Below are 17,093 nucleotides of genomic sequence, written 5' to 3'. Positions count from 1 at the left end.
GTTCAGGGCTCTCCATGGATGCGATGGCGGCCGGCCTTCCCGCCTGGAATACAGGCCGCACCGGCGCCGCGCCGCGCCGCGTCGCCCGGCGCCGGCCGTGTCGACCCGACCCGCAGCGGGCGCAGCGGCGAGCTGTACCAGTCGGCGAGGCGGCCGCATTCGAAATGCATCCAGGACGGTCCGTAGATCCAGTGGGCGTCGTCGGCATCGCGCGCAACGGGCTCGCCCACCAGGGTGGCCACGGTGCGGCGGTCCATGCCCAACTGCGCGTGGACCTGCGCCGGCACTGCCGGCTGGTGGGACACGCCGGGGGCGGCGTCGACCTCCGCCTGGGCGGACACCGGAAGCCAGCGCCAGATCGCCGCGACCACCAGCAGCACCGGAAGCAGCAGGACGCGCATGGACGGCACGCGCCGCGCGGCAGGCGGCGCCGTACGTGGTGGCGCCGCCACGGCCATCGGTCGCAGGGCGGACGCGTGCGGCCGCGTACTGTTTCCGGATCCGGCGGCGACCACTGCGCCGGGCAGCCGGCCCTGCACGCGGTGGAAATCGAGCACCGCCGCATAACCGAGGTTGAGGGCGATGAGCAGGTCGGGATCGCGTGGACGGGCCGCCGGGCGGTCGGGGTGGAGTTCGGCCACGCGCCGACGATAGGCCTGCTTGAACGCGCCGAGGCCGCAGTCGGGCGCCACGCCCAGCTCGGCGTAGGTTTTCGCGAAGTCGACGCCGCCGATCATGTGCGCGCCTCCCGGCTCACGCCACGGCCTGGCGACAGAACAGCCGCGGCACCTGCACCATGGCCCGGAACAGGTCGCGGCCGAAGCCTTCCTCCACGGCGGTCCGCTGCAGGTCGAGCTGCGCCGACCCCGCCTGCGCGATCCCGCCGTAGAACGAGAACGCCTGCTGCACGCCGGCCTCGCGCAGCAGGCGCCGGGTATCGTCGTTGAACGCGGTGCGGCTGCCGACCGGGTAGGCGAAGTGCTTCATCGCGATCCCGAGTTCCTCGCGCAGGCGCTTTGCGCAACCCTCGATCTCGTCGCGCTGCGTGGCCACGGGCAGCGTGGACAGGATCGGATGGTTCACGGTGTGGCCGCCTATGGTCATTCCTGCGTCGGCCATCGCGCGGACCATGTCCCAGTCCATCCATTCGCCCTCCACCGTTTCCGGCGGCTCGATGCCGGTCTCGGCGGCCAGGCGAGCGCGGAATGGGCCGAGTTGCCCGAACGGCAGTTGCTTGAAGACGCCAAGGACGTGGCGGATGGAGGCTTCGCGGTCGCGCTGCAGCGTGACCGGCTGGTCGACCCAGGGCGCGAGGTCCAGCGACGCGCGGCGGGTTTCGCGCACCTGCATTGCGATCGCGTCCCACCAAGGGAGCAGCTTGCGGTCGATGAAGCCGGTGGCGATGAAGAACGTCGCGGGCACGCGATGGCGGAGCAGTGCCGGGAGCGCGATGTCATGGTTGTCCAGGTAGCCGTCGTCGAAGGTGATGGCGACGTGGCGTCCGCGGGGCCGCTGCAGCGCGTCGGTGATGTCGTCGAGCGCGATGACGTCGCAGTTGGCCTTCAGGAAGGCGACCTGGGCATCGAAGCCCTCGGCGGTGGCGCTCCACAGGGCACGGTCGTAGCGCGAGCGGCTGCTGTCGCCGACGCGGTGGTAGTTCAGCACCAGCACCCCGTCGCGCGGGAGCGCGGCGGCTGCCATGCGGCGCAGCCCCGGTGTCGCCAGCACCTTCGCCACCATGTCCCTCTTCATCATCAGGCCATCCCCGACCGCGGCCTGTCGCCGCCGATATTCCCGTTGTCCATACCAACGCGAAACCACGGCGCGACCAGCCATCCATACGGGAAACCCGATGCACCAGCAGCACGGCAAGTCCAATGAAGCCTCTCTCGCCGGCGTCGCGGGGCGCAGCCGCCGCGGCGCGTTCGCGTGCATGCTCCTGGGCATGCTGGTGGCCATCGCGCCGCCAGCGGGCGCGCGCGAATGGTTCGTTTCTACCGAAGGCAGCGACGCCAACGATGGCAGCCGCGAGCGCCCGTTCCGCACCATCCGCCACGTGCTGTCACCGGCGAGCTACCTGGTCGCCGACGGCGACACCGTGACCCTGCGCGCGCCGCCGGGCAACCGCACCTACAACGAGTGCAACGTGCGCCTGCGCGTCCGCCTGGTCCTGCGCTCACATCCGGGCGAGCGCGCGCACATCCACTGCGACATCGCGACGCCCGAGACCGTGGTCGTGCAGGTGGATCCGCCGGCCTCCGGCAGCCGCATCAGCAACCTCGAGCTCAGCGGCGGCCGGGTCTACGGCGTGATGATGCAGACCAACTGGTACCAGGGTGGCCCGGCCAGCGAGCGCGGGGCCTCCAACATCGTGCTGGAGGACCTGCTGATCCGCGACACCGGGCGCGACGGCATCAAGATCACGCCCAAGTCGGAGAACGTGACGATCCGCCGCGTCGAGATCCGCAACACCGGGTCCATTTACCCGCCTGGCACGCCGTTGGACGCGATGAATGCCGACGGCATCGACAACGTCAACGGCTCGGGCATGGTGGTGGAGGACAGCTACATCCACGACGTCGCCACCACCGGCCTGTACTTCAAGGGCGGCGCCGCCGACGTGCTGGTGCAGCGCAACCGGATCGAGAACACAGGCGCGGCGGGCATCCTGGCCGGCTTCGACACCAGTCCGGAGTACCTGGATCCCGAGGTGAACCCGGGATGGTACGAGTCGGTGCGCGGCGTGGTACGCAACAACCTGGTGCGCAACACGGGCTATTCGGGGATCGGCCTGTACGCGGCGAAGGATGCGCTGGTGGCCAACAACACCATCGTCGACGCCGGCCGCCGGGGCCACGCCGCGCTGTATTTCGGCATCGCGTTCCAGGACAGGGAGGCGCACGCCGGGCGTCCGCCCAGCGTCAATCCGCGCCTGGTCAACAACCTGGTGCTGATGGACAGCGGGCACTGCGTCGAGATCCGCCACTCGGTCGAAATGGGCGGCCTGTCCGCGCTCGCCGGCGATCCCGGTAGCGATTACAACGCCTATGGCGACGGTTGCACCTTCATGGATGGCCGACCCGAGGGTGGCGGCCTGCACCTGTCAGAGCCGCTGCCGTTCGCGCGGTGGCAGGCCGGTTCGGGTGCCGACGCGCACAGCGTTTCAGGCGGTTTCCGCGTCGATGATGCCGGCCGCCTGGTCGCGACCGCGCCGGTTCCGGGTGCGGGAATCGCGGTGGATGGCCTGGAGGATGACATCAGCGGCGTGCTCCGCACGGGTGCGATGACCATCGGCGCATTCGGCACCGGGGTGCAGGCCGCGCCGGCGGTGGTGCCGGCAGACGATGGCGCGCCGGCAGGCGATCCCGAGGCGACGGAAGACGCCGCCCCGGCGCCTGCGACAGCCGCGGACGCCTCCACCCCGGCTGCGGCCCGTGGTGTATGGGGCTCGTCGCTGGCCTGGGTGGCGCTTGCCGCGGCACTGGCCCTGCTGGCGGCGATCGCCGCGGCCGCATGGCTGCTGCACCGTCGCAACGTGGCCGGCTGGCTGTTTTCCTGGCTGCGCCAGGACTGGCGCGCACCGGTGCCGGAAGGCACCACGCGGCACCTGCTGTTCTGCTTTGTCGATCACTACGAGCCAGGCTGGGGGCAACCGGGATACGCGCGCGAATGCGAGCGCGTGGCGCGCTGGAGGCGCGACCTGCCGCTGCTGTGCGCAGGCCACCGCGACGCCGACGGCCGGCCGCCGGTGCATTCGTTCTTTTTCCCCGGCGACGAGTACCGCCCCGAGCACATCGATTCGCTGGTGGAGCTGTGCCGCATGGGCCTGGGCGAGATCGAGATCCACCTGCACCACCACGACGACACCGAGGCGACGCTGCGCGCAAAGCTTGCCGACTTCGCGGACACGCTGGCGTCGCGCCACGACGCGCTGCCACGCGACCCGGTGACCGGGCAGCCGCGCTGGGCCTTCATCCATGGTGACTGGGCGCTGGACAACAGCCACCCGGGCGGCGGCCATTGCGGCGTGGACAACGAGCTGACGGTGCTGCGCGAAGAAGGCTGCTACGCCGACTTCACCTTCCCGGCCGCGCCCGATCCCTGCCAGCCGCGCACGATCAACCGCATCTATCGCGCCACCGACGATCCGCAGAAGCCGAAATCGCACGACACCGGCGAGCGCGTGCGCGTGGGCGGCGACACCGACGGCGACCTGGTGATCATCCAGGGCCCGCTGGGCCTGCGCTGGAAGAGCCGCAAGTTCGGGCTGCTGCCGCGGATCGAGAACAGCGACATCCGCGCCGTGGCACCGCCGAGCCGCGACCGCGTCGATGCCTGGGTCCAGACCGGCATCCACGTCGAGGGACGGCCGGAGTGGACCTTCGTGAAGATCCATACCCACGGCGCCGAGGACTGCGACATGGACACCCTGCTGGGGACGTCCATGGACCAGGCCTATGACTACCTGGAGTCGCGATACAACGACGGCGAGACGTGGAAGTTGCACTACGTGAGCGCACGCGAGATGTACAACATCGTGCGCGCCGCCGAGGACGGCCGGGCGGGCGATCCGAACCGCTGCCGCGACTACGAAGTGCCGCGACCAGGCTATCGCGCGGCCGGCGATGCGGTCAGTGGCGGTGCGGTGGCCGAGCCGCGCGCGGTGGCCTTGTGAGCGGCACCGGAAAGGACAGGACCATGGCGGAGGGGGTTTGATGCGGGTTGGAATCATCGGCTGCGGCAAGATCGCCGACGGCCATGCCGAACAGCTGCGCGCGCTGGACGGCGTTGAACTCGTCGCCGCCTGCGACCGGGAGCCGTTGATGGTCGGGCAGTTCACCGATCGCTGGCCGGGCGTGGCCGGCTACACCGATGTCGCAGCCATGCTGGAAGCGCAGCGGCTGGACGTCGTGCACGTGGCCACGCCGCCGGATTCGCACGTCGCCCTGGCCTGCATGGCGCTGGACGCGGGCTGCCACGTGTTCGTCGAAAAGCCCTTTGCGCTCGACGCCCGCGGGGCCGCGGCGATCCTCGACTGCGCCGCGCGCAACGGCCGCAAGGCATGCGTGAACTACCTCTACAATTTCGAGTCGCCGGCGCTTGCCCTGCGCGGCCTGCTGGACCAGGACCGCCTTGGCGACGTCGTGCACATCGAAACAAGCTACGGCTACAACCTCTCGGGCGACTACGGCATCGCGGTCATGTCCGATCCCGCGCACTGGGTGCATCGCCTGCCCGGCAAGCTGTTCCACAACGTGATCGATCATGTGCTGGCGAAGGTGGTGCCGTTCCTTGAGGGTCCGGTCGAGGTCCATGCCAGGGCGTGGCGGATGCGTCCCGACAGCGGCAGCGCGCTGGTCGATGCGATGCCCGACGAGCTGCGCTTCCTGCTTGCCGGCAGCAACGGCGTGACGGTGTCGGGCATGGTCAGTTCGCACGCCCGCCCGGTGTCGCACGCGATGACCGTGCGCGGCACGCGCGATACCGTCGAACTCGATTACGGCGCCCGGACCCTGGTGCGCAGCCAGCGGCAGGAGCAGCCCAGCGCGATCGGGCGACTGTTTCCGGCCTGGGTACAGTCGGCGCGCTTCGCGCGTGGCGGCCTCGGCAACGTCGCGGCATTCGCACGCCACGACTTCCATTACTTCGAGTGCATGCGGGTGCTGCTGCAGCGCTTCCACGAGTCGATCCGCGGTGTTGCGCCGGATCCGGTCCCGGCCGCGGAGATCCTGCAGGTGGCGACCCTGATCGACGCCATCGTGGACGCGGTGGGCCCGGCGGAGGCGCGGCGATGAGGGTCCTGGTGACGGGGGCGGGTGGCTTCCTCGGCCGACACGTCGCGGCAAGCCTGCTGGAGCAGGGCGTGGGCCAGCTGCGCCTGCACTTTCGTGGACGTCCGCCTGCGGGGCTGGTCGAGCAGCTGGCCGAACGATTTCCCTCGGCGTCGATCGAGACCGTCGGCGCCAACCTGCTGTACCGCCATGATCTCGACGCGGTCACCGCCGGCGTGGACTGCGTGGTCCACGCCGCCGCCGGCATGCGCGGGTCGGCCGCCGACATGTTCGCCAACACCGTGGTCGGTACGCGCAACCTGCTCGATGCATGCGTCGCCTCCGGCGTGCGCCGGCTGGTGCTGGTGAGTTCGTTCTCGGTCTATCGCACCGAGGGACTGGCGACGGGCGCGGTCCACGACGAGTCGGTGCCGATCGAGGACGTCGGCATTTCCAAAGGCGCGTATGCGCACGCCAAGACGCGGCAGGAGCAACTGGTCGATGCATACCGGCAGTCCGGCGCGCTCGAGACCGTCACCCTGCGTCCCGGAGTCATCTACGGGCCGGGCGCGGCAGGGCCATCGTCGCGCGTCGGAATTTCCGCGATGGGCCTGTTCTTCAGCCTCGGCAGGCGTGCCGAGCTGCCACTGACCTACGTGGAGAACTGTGCCGACGCGATCGCGCTGGCGGCGCTGCGGGCGCCCGACGGTGCGGCGTACAGCGTGGTCGACGACGACCTGCCCGACTGTGCGGATTATCTGCGTGGCTACCGTGCACGGATGCGGGGAGTGCGCATGCTGCCGGTGCCGTACTGGGCGCTGCTGCTGGGATCGCGCGGCCTGGTCGCGTACAACCGCCGCTCGAAGGGCCAGCTGCCCGCGGTATTCACGCCCTACATCGTGCGCTCGATGTACCGGCGTTTCCGCCACTCCAACGCCGCCCTCAAGGCACTTGGATGGACGCCGAAGGTAGACACGGCGGAGGGAATGCGGAGGACGTTCGATGCACTGGGCGGCGGCGCGGAGCCCTAGGCCGCGCCGATCGCATCCGCGTACAGCCCGTCATAGCGCGCACGCATCGCGTCGATAGAGGCGCTGGCGGCCACCCAGGCGTGCGCGGCCGCGCCAAGCGACGCGCGCAGCGCCCGGTCCGACAGCAGCTGCGCGAGCGCCGCGCGCAGCGCCGCGCCGTCGTCGCTCGGGAACAGCAGGCCGGTACGGCCCGGGCGCACGATTTCCGGGTTGCCGCCGACATCGCTCGCCAGCACCGGCAAGGCCGCCGCGCAGGCCTCCAGCAGGGCGATCGAAAGGCCCTCGGTGCGCGAGGGCAGGGCGAACACGTCCAGGGCGGGCAGCAGGCGTGCGACGTCTTCGCGGGCACCGGTGAACTGCACGCGCTCCGCGATGCCGAGCGCCCGGGCCTGCTCCTCCAGCCCCATGCGCATGGGACCGTCGCCGACCAGGAGTACGCGCAGGCCGGGGAACATCGCCGCCAGCACCGGCACCTGGTCCAGGAGCAGGCGATGGTTCTTGAGCTCCACCAGCCGGCCGACGCACCCGACCACCAGCGCGTCGGCTGGGAGGCCCAGCGCGCCGCGGGCGGCGGCGCGGTCGGCGTCGCCGGGCGGGCGCGCCACGGGAACGCCGTTGCGCACCGCGGCCACACGTGACGCAGGCGCCAGGCGCTGCGCGACCAGGTGGTGCGCGACCTGGTCGCCGACGCCGGCCACGCGCGCGGTACGCATCAGCGACAGCCGGTACAGCGCCCGCAGCCGCGGCCGGGACAGCCGGGCTCCCATGTTGTGGCAGGTGTTGACCAGCGCCGCTCGCCCGTGGCCGGGCAGCGCGAGGGCCAGCGCGGCGTGGTAGTTGGGTACGAAGTTGTGGCTGTGGACGATCCCGGCCCGTTTGTCCGCCATCGCGCGCCCGAGCCGCGCCAGCGGGGCGAGGTCGAAGCCCGGGCGCTTGCCGCCTTCGATCACGTCGATCCCGGCGGCTGCGAGTTGGGGGCCCAGGCCGGAGGCATCGGTGAGGCTGAACACCGCCACCGAATGACCGTGGTCGCGCTGCGCGACCGAGAGATCGGCGACCACGCGCTCCAGGCCGCCACACTCGAGCGAGTCGACCACGTGCAGGATCGAGAGCCGGCCCTCGCCGGCCGAGCGCGGCGCGGAGGCCATCGAGGCTGTGCTCACCCGCAAGACCGGAGCGCGGGCTTGCGGGTGACGTAATAGACCCAGGGGTCCAGGTGCCGCGCGGGATCGCGCCGGCCGCGCGCGTCGATCGTCACCGTGTCCACGAAGCCCGCGGCGGTCAGGGCCTCGCACTCCGCGGCCGGATCGACGTAGACGGTGAGCAGGGAGTGGTCATAGCTTTCGTCGTTGATGACGGCATGGTCGTCGGCGAGGTATTGCCGGTCCTGCAGGCGCTTGCGGTTGCGGCGCCTGCGCAGCCTTGCGGCCAGTGTCCGCACGCTGCGAACCAGCATCCGGATCGGATCAGGGGTGGGCACTATCGGCGCGGGTGCGACCGGGGGCAGGCGGCCGTCCAGCACGGCGAGATTGTGCGACGAGTACACGAACGCACCGCCGGGGCGAAGCACGCGGTACGCCGCGGCCAGGACCTGCTTCCGGTCGGCGTGTTCGATGTAATCGATGCCGTTGAACGAGAACAGCACCAGGTCGAAGCCGTTATCGGGGTACGTGGCCAGCGAGCGTGCGTCGCCGACGCTGACGTCGGCGTCCGGATGGATCGCCCGGCAGGCATCGGCCATGCTCTCGGAAATGTCCTGCGCGCGGTAACTCCGGGCAACTCCCTGCAGGTATCCCGTGGTGCGGCCACCGCCGACACCGACGTCAAGCACGTCCCCCCGCACCAGCGGCCAGACCTCGCCGAGTGCCGCGACTTCCGCCGGCGTGAGGTGGTTGCGGGAAGCGAAGTCGTCAACGATGTCCTGCCGGCTGTAAACGTCGTAATACATGGTTCCTTGACCGCAGGCCTGCCCGGCCGCGCGTTTCGAGAGTGTCCTGGACAAGGAACGTGGAGACCGGCGTGGAAAGGCCAATGGCAACGCGGAGGACGGGACCGCGTGGCCGGATCGGGCTCGCATGCACGTTCTCAAAGGCAGCCACCTTCGCCCAGTGATCATCACTTTGGCACGCCAGCAGTCGAACCAGCTTTTCAGCGGCGTGTCCGCATTCCGCGGCGCGATGATGGTCACGGGATCGACCTACGTCACCTACGCGCTGGGCATGCTCACCAGCATCGTGATCGCGCGCACCCTGGGTCCTGACGACTTCGGACGCTATGCCTACGTGGTGTGGTTGGCGGGGCTGCTGGTGATGCTGGCGAACAACGGCATCACCACGACCGCCATCCGCTTCGTGTCCGAAAGCCTCGGCCGGGGTTCCGGGGAGACCGCCGGCCACGTCCACGGCTGGCTTTTGAAGCGCCAGCTCGCCAGCGCCGCGCTGGTAACGATCGCCTTCCTGGTGTTCCTGCCGCAATTCAAGCCCACCGGCTGGGACCGCGAGGGCCTCGGCCTGTTCGCGGTTGCCACGCTCGCCGCAGGCATGTGCAAGGCCTGGTTCATCTTCGACGTCTCGATCGCAAAGGGTTACGGCCACTACGGCATCGAGGCCGGGGCCACGGTGACGATGAGCCTGCTCAACATCGGCGCGGTGCTGCTGCTGCTGTGGACGGGAGCCGGGCTGGACGCCTATGTCGTGCTGTTCGCGCTCGTGGGCGCGGGCCATGCGGTGGCCGGCTGGACCCTGCGCCGCCGCGCCGGCCTGCTGCCAGCCCGCGGGCTTCTCGATGCCGCGCTGCAGCCGCGGGTGCGCAACCACCTGTGGTGGACCGTGCTGCTGGTGCTCGCCTGGGCGCTGGGCAACAAGTCGATCGAGACCTGGCTGCTCAACCGCACAGCCGGCGCTGCGGCGGTTGGCTATTTCGCGATCGCGGCGGCGCTGACCCGGGGCGGTATCGACATGCTGTCATCCGGCCTTGGCACGGTGCTGATGCCGATGATGTCGCATGCATTTGGCGCCGGTGGAAGCGAGCGCGCGGGCGTCATCGTCGCCGGTGCGGTGCGCTACTACGCGGCGCTGGGCCTGTTGCTGGCCGGTGCCGGTGCGCTCGCCGCACCGACCCTGGTGGTGCTGCTGTATGGCGACGCCTATGGCGCGGTCGTGCTGCCGCTGCAGGTGATGGTGGTGGTGGGCGGGCTGACCATGGCGGAGGGAGCCTTCGGCGCGCTCATGTCGACCACGGACAACCAGAAGCTGCGCGTGGGCTTCGTCGTCCTGTCGCTGCTGGTGACGGCATCGCTGGCGATCTACCTGGTGCCGCGCCATGGCCTGGCCGGCGCGGTGCTGGCGCACGCGGTGTCGCGGGTCCTGGTGTTTGCAGTTACCTGGGTCGGCATCACCCGCCTGCTGGACCTGCGCATGCCGTGGCGGGAACTGCTGCGGCTGGTGGCCGCCGCCGCCACCGCGCTGCTGCCGGCGCTGGTGCTGTTGCGGGTGCTGCCAGAACTCTGGGGCGGCCTGGTCGCGGCCGTTGCATACGTGCTGGCCTACGCCGCCGCCAGCGTTGGCTATCGCGCATGGCGGCGCGAAGACGCCCGCATCCTCGTTGGCCTGGGCCAGCGATATCCGCGCCTGGGTGCATGGGTAAACACCATGGCGGTGCGGTTTTGCGGCGGTGGGAGCGTGCCGTGAGCCTTGTGTTCTGGAGCTGCGCGCTGCTTGTCGCGTTCACCTACGCCGGCTATCCGCTTTGCATCCTGCTGCGCGCCAGATGTGCCCCGCGCCCGGTTGCCGCGTGTGGGGATGCGCCGCTGCCGATGGTGAGCGTGGTGATGCCGGTGCACGACGGTGAGGCCATCGTCGCGGCGAAGCTGCGCAACCTGCTCGGGCTGGACTATCCGGGTGACCGCATCGAGCTGCTGGTCGCCTGTGACGGCTGCAGCGACGGCACCGCACGTGTGGCGCGTGGCACCGGTGACGCGCGCGTGCGCGTGCTCGAATTCGGCAACCGTCGCGGCAAGGCAGCCTGCCTCAACGACGCGGCGGCGGAGGCGGTGGGCGACGTGCTGCTCATGGTCGATGTGCGCCAGAGGATCGAATCCGGCGCGCTGCGTGCACTGGTCGCGCACCTGGCCGACCCGGCCGTGGGTGCGGTGGGTGGGCAGCTTCGATTCGAGGACCCGGACACCGGCTTCGCGGCCGGCGTCGACGCCTACTGGCGCTATGAATCGGGGATCAGGATGGCGGAGGCGGCCAGTGGCTCCGTGGTCGGCCTGAGTGGCGCGCTGTACGCCATGCGCCGAGGCCTGTTCCGGCCGCTGCCGGTTGCGACGGTGCTCGACGACGTGCTGCTGCCGATGCAGGTGGCCGCGCAGGGCGCGCGCGTGACCTGGCAGCCGGAGGCGGTGGCCTGGGATCGCGCGTCGGACTCGTCGGCCCGCGAGCGCGTGCGCAAGGTACGCACCCTGGCCGGTAACCTGCAGCTCGTGCAGCTCGCCCCCTGGCTGCTGGATCCGCGGCGCAACCCGCTGTGGTTCCGCTTCGTGGGGCACAAGCTGCTGCGCCTGGCGGCGCCGTGGGCGCTGCTGGGCATGGTCGGCGCCACGCTGGCCCTCGCGCCAGGCCACGCGTTCTACCTGGTCTGCGCGATCGCCGCCGCGGCCGGGTTGGCGCTGGTCGCACTCGCCCCCCGCATGCCGATGCTTGCGGCGATGCGCCCGGTGCGCATGCTGGTCGCGTTCGTGCACATGAACCTGTTCGCGGCGCAGGCTCCGTTCGCCTTCGCACGCGGCCGCGGCCTGCACCTGTGGTGACCCGCTGATGCCCGCCTTCCTGTTCGTCACCGTTTACCTGCTGCTGGTGCTTGTGCGCCCGCAGGAGTATCCGCAGATGGCGGGAGCAGGCATCCCGCTGCTGCCGATCGCCCTGGTCTGCGCCCTGCTGGCATGGCTGGGCTCGCGCGAGAAGCGCTTCGATGAGCCGCAGTACCTGATCCTGCCGGTGTTCGTGCTGATGACCTCGCTGTCGATCGCGCTCAACGGATGGGTGGGCGGGGCGGTGGAACATTTCACCCTGTTTGCCCCCAGCCTGGTGGCCTTCGTGGTGCTGGCGAACTCCACCACCACGCCGGCGCGCATGACCTGGGCGATGGTGGTATTCACGGGCAGCGCCGCGCTGATGGCGATCCACGGCGTCGACCAGAAATCGACCGGCGTCGGCTGGACCGGAATGCCGCTGGTGGACGACGGCCGCATCCAGTACCTGGGGATCTTCAGCGATCCCAACGACCTCGCGATGCTGTTCGTGATCTGCCTGCCGATGGCCCTGTTCCTGGCCGCGCGCGGCGGGCTGCTGGGCGTGCGCCGGCTGCTGTGGCTGGGCGTGGCCGGGCTCCTGCTCTATGGCATCTATCTCACCAACTCGCGCGGCGGGATGCTGGCCGTCGCGGCGATGCTGGGTGCCTTCCTGTGGCTCCGCCGCGGGCCGGCAAGTGCGCTTGCCGTGGCCGCGGCCGGCCTGGTGATGATGCGCCTGCTGCCTTCGCGGCTGAACGAGCTCGACGTCGCGGAACGCTCGGCCTCGGGCCGGGTGGAGGCCTGGTACGAAGGCATCCAGATGTTCATCGGCAGTCCGCTGTACGGGGTCGGCACCGGAAACTTCACCAATTACCACCATCTCACCGCGCACAACTCGCTGGTGCTGGTCCTGGCCGAAAACGGGATCATCGGTTTCGGGCTGTGGTTCGCCTTCATCGGCTACTGCTTCTGGATGATGGTGCGGATCCTGCGCCAGGCGCCGCAGGGGAGCTACCCCGGGCAGCAGTGGGCCTGGGATGACGATGACCCGGCAGGACGCGGGCGCGAAGGCGAAGACGAAGGCGAAAGCGAAAGCGAAGCGTCGGCACCTGCGTTCGATGCCACCCTGGAGCTGGCCCTGGTCGAGCAATGGCGACGCGACCGCGCGGTCGCGACGACGCTGCTGGTTTCTTTGGTGGGCTTCGCGTCGACCGCCTTCTTCCTCAGCCGCAGCTACATCATCCTGCTCTACCTGCTGGCGGCGGTGGTGGTGGCGCATTCCACCGCGGTGCGGGAACGCTTCCCGGCCGTGCCCGCCTTCCGGCTCGGTGGCGACATGATCCGATGGGTGCTGCTGGCCAGCCTGACCGCGGCGGGCTTCTACGTGCTGCTCAGGCTCCTGCTGGTGATGTCGTGACCGCACCGAGGATCGCGCTGGTCACGCCCAACCTCCCGGTTCCGCACGACCTCTCGCGCGGGCGCTACATCCATGAAACCGCGCGTTCGCTGTCGCGGCTCGCCGACGTGCGCGTGTATTTCCCCCAGGTCCGTCACCCGCGCCTGCCGGGGCTGGCGCCGCGGACGTTCCTCGGCGGCACGGTGGATCCCCGGTACTCGCTCGAGGGCATCGAACTCGAGCCCTATACCTATCCCGGCTTTCCAGGCCTGTCGCGCGCGAGCAACGGCTACGTGGGCGGCCGCGCGCTGACGCCGCGGCTGCGTCGGTTCGCGCCGGACATCGTGCTGGGCTACTGGGTATACCCGGACGGCAACGCTGCGCTGCACGCGGCCCGGGCGCTTGGCGTGCCCTGCGTCGTCGGTGCGCGCGGCTCGGACGTCCACATGCGTTCGGGCATGGCCGCATGGCTGACCCGGAGGACGCTGCACGCCGCAGACGCGGTCCTGGCCGTGAGCCAGGCGATGCGCCGGGCCGTGATCGAAGACTACGGCGTGGATGCGGGCAAGGTCCGCACGATCGTCAACGGCGTCGACACCGCGGTGTTCCAGCCGCGCGACCGCCAGGCGGCGCGCCGCAGACTTGGCGTCGAGCCAGGGGCGAAGCTCGTGGCCTACGTCGGCCGGCTGATCGAGTCCAAGGGCATGAACGAGCTGCTCGAAGCGTTTGCCGCGGTCCACGCCGGCGATCCGGACGCCATGCTTGTCCTGGTGGGCGACGGCGTCATGCGCGAGCGGCTGGCCGGCATGGTGGCGGCCAGCGGGCTGTCCGATCGCGTGCGGATGGCCGGTGGAGTAGAGCCCGCGGAAGTCGCGGAGTGGATCGCGGCCTCCGACGTGCTCACCCTGCCCAGCTGGTCTGAGGGGTATCCGAACGTGCTGGTGGAAGCGCTGGCCTGCGGCTGCCCCGTGGTCGCCACCGACGTCGGTGGCTCGGGGGAGATCGTTTCAGCGGGTTCGGGGATCCTGGTGCCGGCGCGCGACCCCGCGCGCCTCGGGGAAGCGCTGGGCGATGCCCTGGCCCGGACCTGGGACCACGCATCGATCGCGCGCGCGATGGCGCGGAGCTGGGACGACGTGGCGCGTGAAACGCTCGCGGCCTGCACCGACGTGCTTGCGGCACGCGCGCACGCGCGCCAGGGCCAGCGTCATCACGCCGGCCTGTACTGAGTACTGTCGTCCGGTACCCAGCGGAATTTACGTCTTCCATGTCGACACGGGGAGATCCGGCGTGCACGGGCGTGCCGCACGGAGCCCGTCACCCAGCAGAGGCGCGCGAAACGCAATGGATTACAAGGCGACCATCAAGCCGTTCATCCTGAGCAATTTCCTGTTCACCGACGACAGCGGCGCCGTTGCCGACGACACCTCGCTGATCCGGGGCGGCATCGTCGACTCGACGGGGATCCTGGAATTGATCGAGTTCCTCGAGTCGGCCTACGACATCCGGGTGAGCCCGGAAGAAATGGTGCCGGCCAATTTCGACAGCATCGACAGCATCAGCACCTTCCTTGGCCGCAAGGCGGCGGGCGGCGTGCAGTGACCACGCTTGCCGACCGCCTGCTGGCCACCTCGGCACGCAGGCCATCGGCAGCTGCCATCGGCGACGGGGAATGCCGGGCGGACTATGCCGCGCTTGCGGCATCGGCGCTGCGCTTCGCCTCGCTGCTGCGGACCCGCGGCGTTGTTCCCGGGGACCGCGTGGCGCTGGTATTGCCCAACCGCTACGAGGCGGTGGTGGCCTGCTATGGGGCCTGGCTTGCCGGTGCCGTGGTGGTGCCGCTCAACGCGCAGGCCAGCAGGCGCGAGCTGGCGGCATGGCTTGCGCACTGCGAGCCGGCGTTCGTGCTGGCCGTGTCGGGCGATGCGGAAGCGGAGGTGGCGCTCGAGGCCACGGTTGCGCCGGGTCGCCGGATGCTGCTGGGTCCACGCAGCGACGCGGCCTGGCCGGATGAGCCTGCGCCGGCGAAGGCGCAGGCGGGGGCAGGTGCCGCCGGCGACCTGGCGATGATCATGTACACCTCGGGCACCACCGGTGCGCCGAAGGGCGTGACCCTTTCCCACGCCAATGTCGTGGCCAACGTCGACGCCGTGGTCGCGGACCTCGGCCTGGTCGCGGACGACTGCACGGTGAGCGTCCTGCCGTTCTATTACTCGTATGGCGCCTCGGTGCTGCACACGCACCTTGCCGCCGGCGCACACGTGGTGCTTGAACCCAACCTGGTGTTCCCGCACCTGGTGGCCGCAACGCTTGCGAAGGAAGGGGCCACCGGGTTTTCCGGCGTGCCCTCGACCTTCGCCCTGCTGCTCGAGCGGCGCGCGCTGGAAGGCTGCACGCTGCCGCGCCTTCGCTACCTGACCCAGGCCGGCGGGGCGATGACGCTGGCCCTGGCCCGGCGCCTGCGCGAACTCCTGCCCCGAGTACGCCTGCACATCATGTACGGCCAGACCGAGGCCACCGCGCGCCTGGCCTCGGTGCCGCCGTCCCGCCTGGACGACAAGCCCGGTTCGGCCGGGCGCCCGATCCGCGACGTCCACCTGCAGGTCCGCGACGAAGCCGGGAACGCGGTGCCCGCGGGCGTCGAAGGCGAGGTCTGGGCCGCCGGCCCCGGCATCATGCGCGGTTACTGGCGCGACCCGGCCGCGAGCGCGCTGGTCCTGCGCGACGGATGGCTGCGCACCGGCGACATCGGCCGCATGGACGCCGAGGGCTACCTGTTCCTGGCCGGTCGCCGCAGCGACATGATCAAGACCGGCGCGCATCGCGTGCATCCGCTGGACGTGGAGGAAGCGCTGCTCGAGCACCCCGGCATCGCCGAAGTCGCGGTGGTGGGCGTTCCTGACGAGGTCCTGGGCCAGGTGGTCAATGCGTGGGTGGTCAGGCGTGACCCGGACCTGTGCGAGAACGCCATCCGCGCCCACTGCCGCGGCCGGTTGGCCCCTTACAAGATCCCGCGCCGCGTCGACTTCGTGTCCGCGCTGCCGCGCACCGCATCCGGCAAGGTCAGGCGCGCCAGCCTGGCCCGGCCGGAGAACATGGAGGCGACACCGTGAGTGAACTGGACTATGGCGTCCTGGACATGGACCTGGAGGCGGAGGCCGACAGGATCGCCGCCTGGCTGCGCGAAAGCACGGCCAGGCGCCTGCATCGTCGTGGCCTGGTGGTCGCGATATCCGGTGGCATCGATTCCTCGTGCTGCGCGGCCCTTGCCGTGCGCGCACTCGGCCCCGAGCGCGTCGTCGGGCTGATCCTGCCTGAGCGCGATTCCTCGGACGACAGCGCAGGGCGAGCCGGGGTTCTCGCATCGCACCTGGGGATCCGCGTGGAGACCGTCGACATCGCGCCGGCGCTCGAGGCCATCGGCTGCTATCGCGAGCGCGACGCCGCGGTGCGCCGCGCGCTGCCGGACTACGGCGAAGGCTGGCGCTTCAAGATCATCATCGACGGCGGCACGCAGGGGCGGATCAACGTGTTCCGCCTGGTCGCCGAAGACCCCGCCGGCGGCCGCCACGACTGCGTGCTCGGGCTCTCGGAATACCTGCAGATCGTCGCCGCCACCAACTACAAGCAGCGCATCCGCAAGACCATCGAGTACTACCACGCCGACCGCCTCAACTACGCCGTGGTGGGCACGCCGAACCGGCTGGAATACGACCAGGGCTTCTTCGTCAAGAACGGCGACGGCTCGGCTGACGTCAAGCCGATCGCGCACCTGTACAAGACCCAGGTCTATGCGATGGCGCGTCACCTCGGGCTGCCCGAACGCGTCTGCGCGGCCATCCCGACCACCGACACCTACAGCCTCGCGCAGGGCCAGGACGAGTTCTATTTCGCGCTGCCGTATCGCGAGATGGACCTGTCGCTCTGGGCGCTGGAACACGACCGCCCGGCGGAAGAGCTCGGGCGCGCGCTGGGCATCGGCACCGGGCAGGCAGCCGCGGTCTATGCCGACATCGAGAACAAGCGGCGCACGACGCGCTACCTGCACGAGCGTCCGCTGGTCCTGCGCGAGGCGCGGGCGCTGGAGGAGGTGGCGGCTTGAA

14 protein-coding genes are annotated in these 17,093 nt (G+C 70.4%); 10 read left to right on the top strand and 4 right to left on the bottom strand.

All coding sequences use genetic code 11. The annotated features are described in order from the left end of the window. Positions 1–2: 2 nt before the first annotated feature. A complete protein-coding gene (locus WCE39_RS00535) occupies positions 3–737 on the bottom strand; it encodes a J domain-containing protein (protein ID WP_343274758.1) in 735 nt (244 codons plus the stop codon). 16 nt (positions 738–753) lie between these two features. Then, positions 754–1,755 (bottom strand): polysaccharide deacetylase family protein, encoded by a 1,002-nt coding sequence (locus tag WCE39_RS00530; protein ID WP_343274757.1) that lies wholly within the window; start codon positions 1,753–1,755, stop codon positions 754–756. Positions 1,756–1,852: 97 nt separating this feature from the next. On the opposite strand from WCE39_RS00530, the gene WCE39_RS00525 reads away from it, so the two are divergent. From WCE39_RS00525 to WCE39_RS00515, 3 genes are read left to right on the top strand one after another with little or no spacing between them, the layout of a single operon-like run. Next, entirely contained in the window at positions 1,853–4,675 is a 2,823-nt protein-coding gene (locus WCE39_RS00525; RefSeq protein WP_343274756.1) for a right-handed parallel beta-helix repeat-containing protein, read from the top strand. 40 nt (positions 4,676–4,715) lie between these two features. Continuing rightward, positions 4,716–5,795 carry a Gfo/Idh/MocA family protein gene (locus tag WCE39_RS00520; protein ID WP_343274755.1) on the top strand — a complete coding sequence of 360 codons (1,080 nt, stop codon included), beginning with the start codon at positions 4,716–4,718 and terminating at the stop codon, positions 5,793–5,795. Further along, positions 5,792–6,802, top strand: coding sequence for an NAD-dependent epimerase/dehydratase family protein (locus WCE39_RS00515; protein ID WP_343274754.1), 1,011 nt, complete (start codon positions 5,792–5,794; stop codon positions 6,800–6,802). The genes WCE39_RS00520 and WCE39_RS00515 overlap by 4 nt, the downstream gene beginning before the upstream one ends. On the opposite strand, the gene WCE39_RS00510 is transcribed toward WCE39_RS00515, so the two are convergent. Together WCE39_RS00510 and WCE39_RS00505 are read right to left on the bottom strand one after the other, a co-directional pair. Beyond that, positions 6,799–7,965: a glycosyltransferase gene (locus tag WCE39_RS00510; protein ID WP_343274753.1), complete on the bottom strand. Its 1,167-nt coding sequence runs from the start codon at positions 7,963–7,965 to the stop codon at positions 6,799–6,801. The genes WCE39_RS00515 and WCE39_RS00510 overlap by 4 nt on opposite strands. Continuing rightward, positions 7,962–8,750 (bottom strand): class I SAM-dependent methyltransferase, encoded by a 789-nt coding sequence (locus WCE39_RS00505; protein ID WP_343274752.1) that lies wholly within the window; start codon positions 8,748–8,750, stop codon positions 7,962–7,964. The genes WCE39_RS00510 and WCE39_RS00505 overlap by 4 nt, the downstream gene beginning before the upstream one ends. 127 nt (positions 8,751–8,877) lie before the next feature. Here WCE39_RS00505 and WCE39_RS00500 point away from each other — a divergent pair, with 127 nt between their 5' ends. The 7 genes from WCE39_RS00500 to nadE all read left to right on the top strand — a co-directional run bounded on the left by WCE39_RS00500 (position 8,878) and on the right by nadE (position 17,092). Continuing rightward, on the top strand, positions 8,878–10,491 hold the full coding sequence (locus tag WCE39_RS00500; protein ID WP_343274751.1) for a lipopolysaccharide biosynthesis protein: 1,614 nt from the start codon (positions 8,878–8,880) through the stop codon (positions 10,489–10,491). Continuing rightward, a complete protein-coding gene (locus WCE39_RS00495; protein WP_343274750.1) occupies positions 10,488–11,612 on the top strand; it encodes a glycosyltransferase family 2 protein in 1,125 nt (374 codons plus the stop codon). The genes WCE39_RS00500 and WCE39_RS00495 overlap by 4 nt, the downstream gene beginning before the upstream one ends. Before the next feature lie 7 nt (positions 11,613–11,619). Continuing rightward, positions 11,620–13,011 (top strand): O-antigen ligase family protein, encoded by a 1,392-nt coding sequence (locus WCE39_RS00490; protein WP_343274749.1) that lies wholly within the window; start codon positions 11,620–11,622, stop codon positions 13,009–13,011. Next, positions 13,008–14,219, top strand: coding sequence for a glycosyltransferase (locus tag WCE39_RS00485; RefSeq protein WP_343274748.1), 1,212 nt, complete (start codon positions 13,008–13,010; stop codon positions 14,217–14,219). Before WCE39_RS00490 ends, WCE39_RS00485 begins: the two co-directional genes overlap by 4 nt. Before the next feature lie 115 nt (positions 14,220–14,334). Then, positions 14,335–14,592, top strand: a complete 258-nt coding sequence (locus WCE39_RS00480; RefSeq protein WP_343274747.1) for an acyl carrier protein — start codon at positions 14,335–14,337, stop codon at positions 14,590–14,592. Beyond that, on the top strand, positions 14,589–16,103 hold the full coding sequence (locus tag WCE39_RS00475) for a class I adenylate-forming enzyme family protein (protein WP_343274746.1): 1,515 nt from the start codon (positions 14,589–14,591) through the stop codon (positions 16,101–16,103). The genes WCE39_RS00480 and WCE39_RS00475 overlap by 4 nt, the downstream gene beginning before the upstream one ends. Then, complete coding sequence (gene nadE, locus WCE39_RS00470; RefSeq protein WP_343274745.1) at positions 16,100–17,092, top strand: NAD(+) synthase; 993 nt, start codon at positions 16,100–16,102, stop codon at positions 17,090–17,092. Before WCE39_RS00475 ends, nadE begins: the two co-directional genes overlap by 4 nt. Position 17,093: the final 1 nt, after the last annotated feature.

The organism is Luteimonas yanweni, assembly GCF_039548475.1.
In the GTDB taxonomy this organism is placed as follows: domain Bacteria; phylum Pseudomonadota; class Gammaproteobacteria; order Xanthomonadales; family Xanthomonadaceae; genus Luteimonas.
The sequence above is the reverse complement of the archived record's forward strand: the minus strand, read 5'-3'. Positions and strand labels throughout refer to the sequence as shown.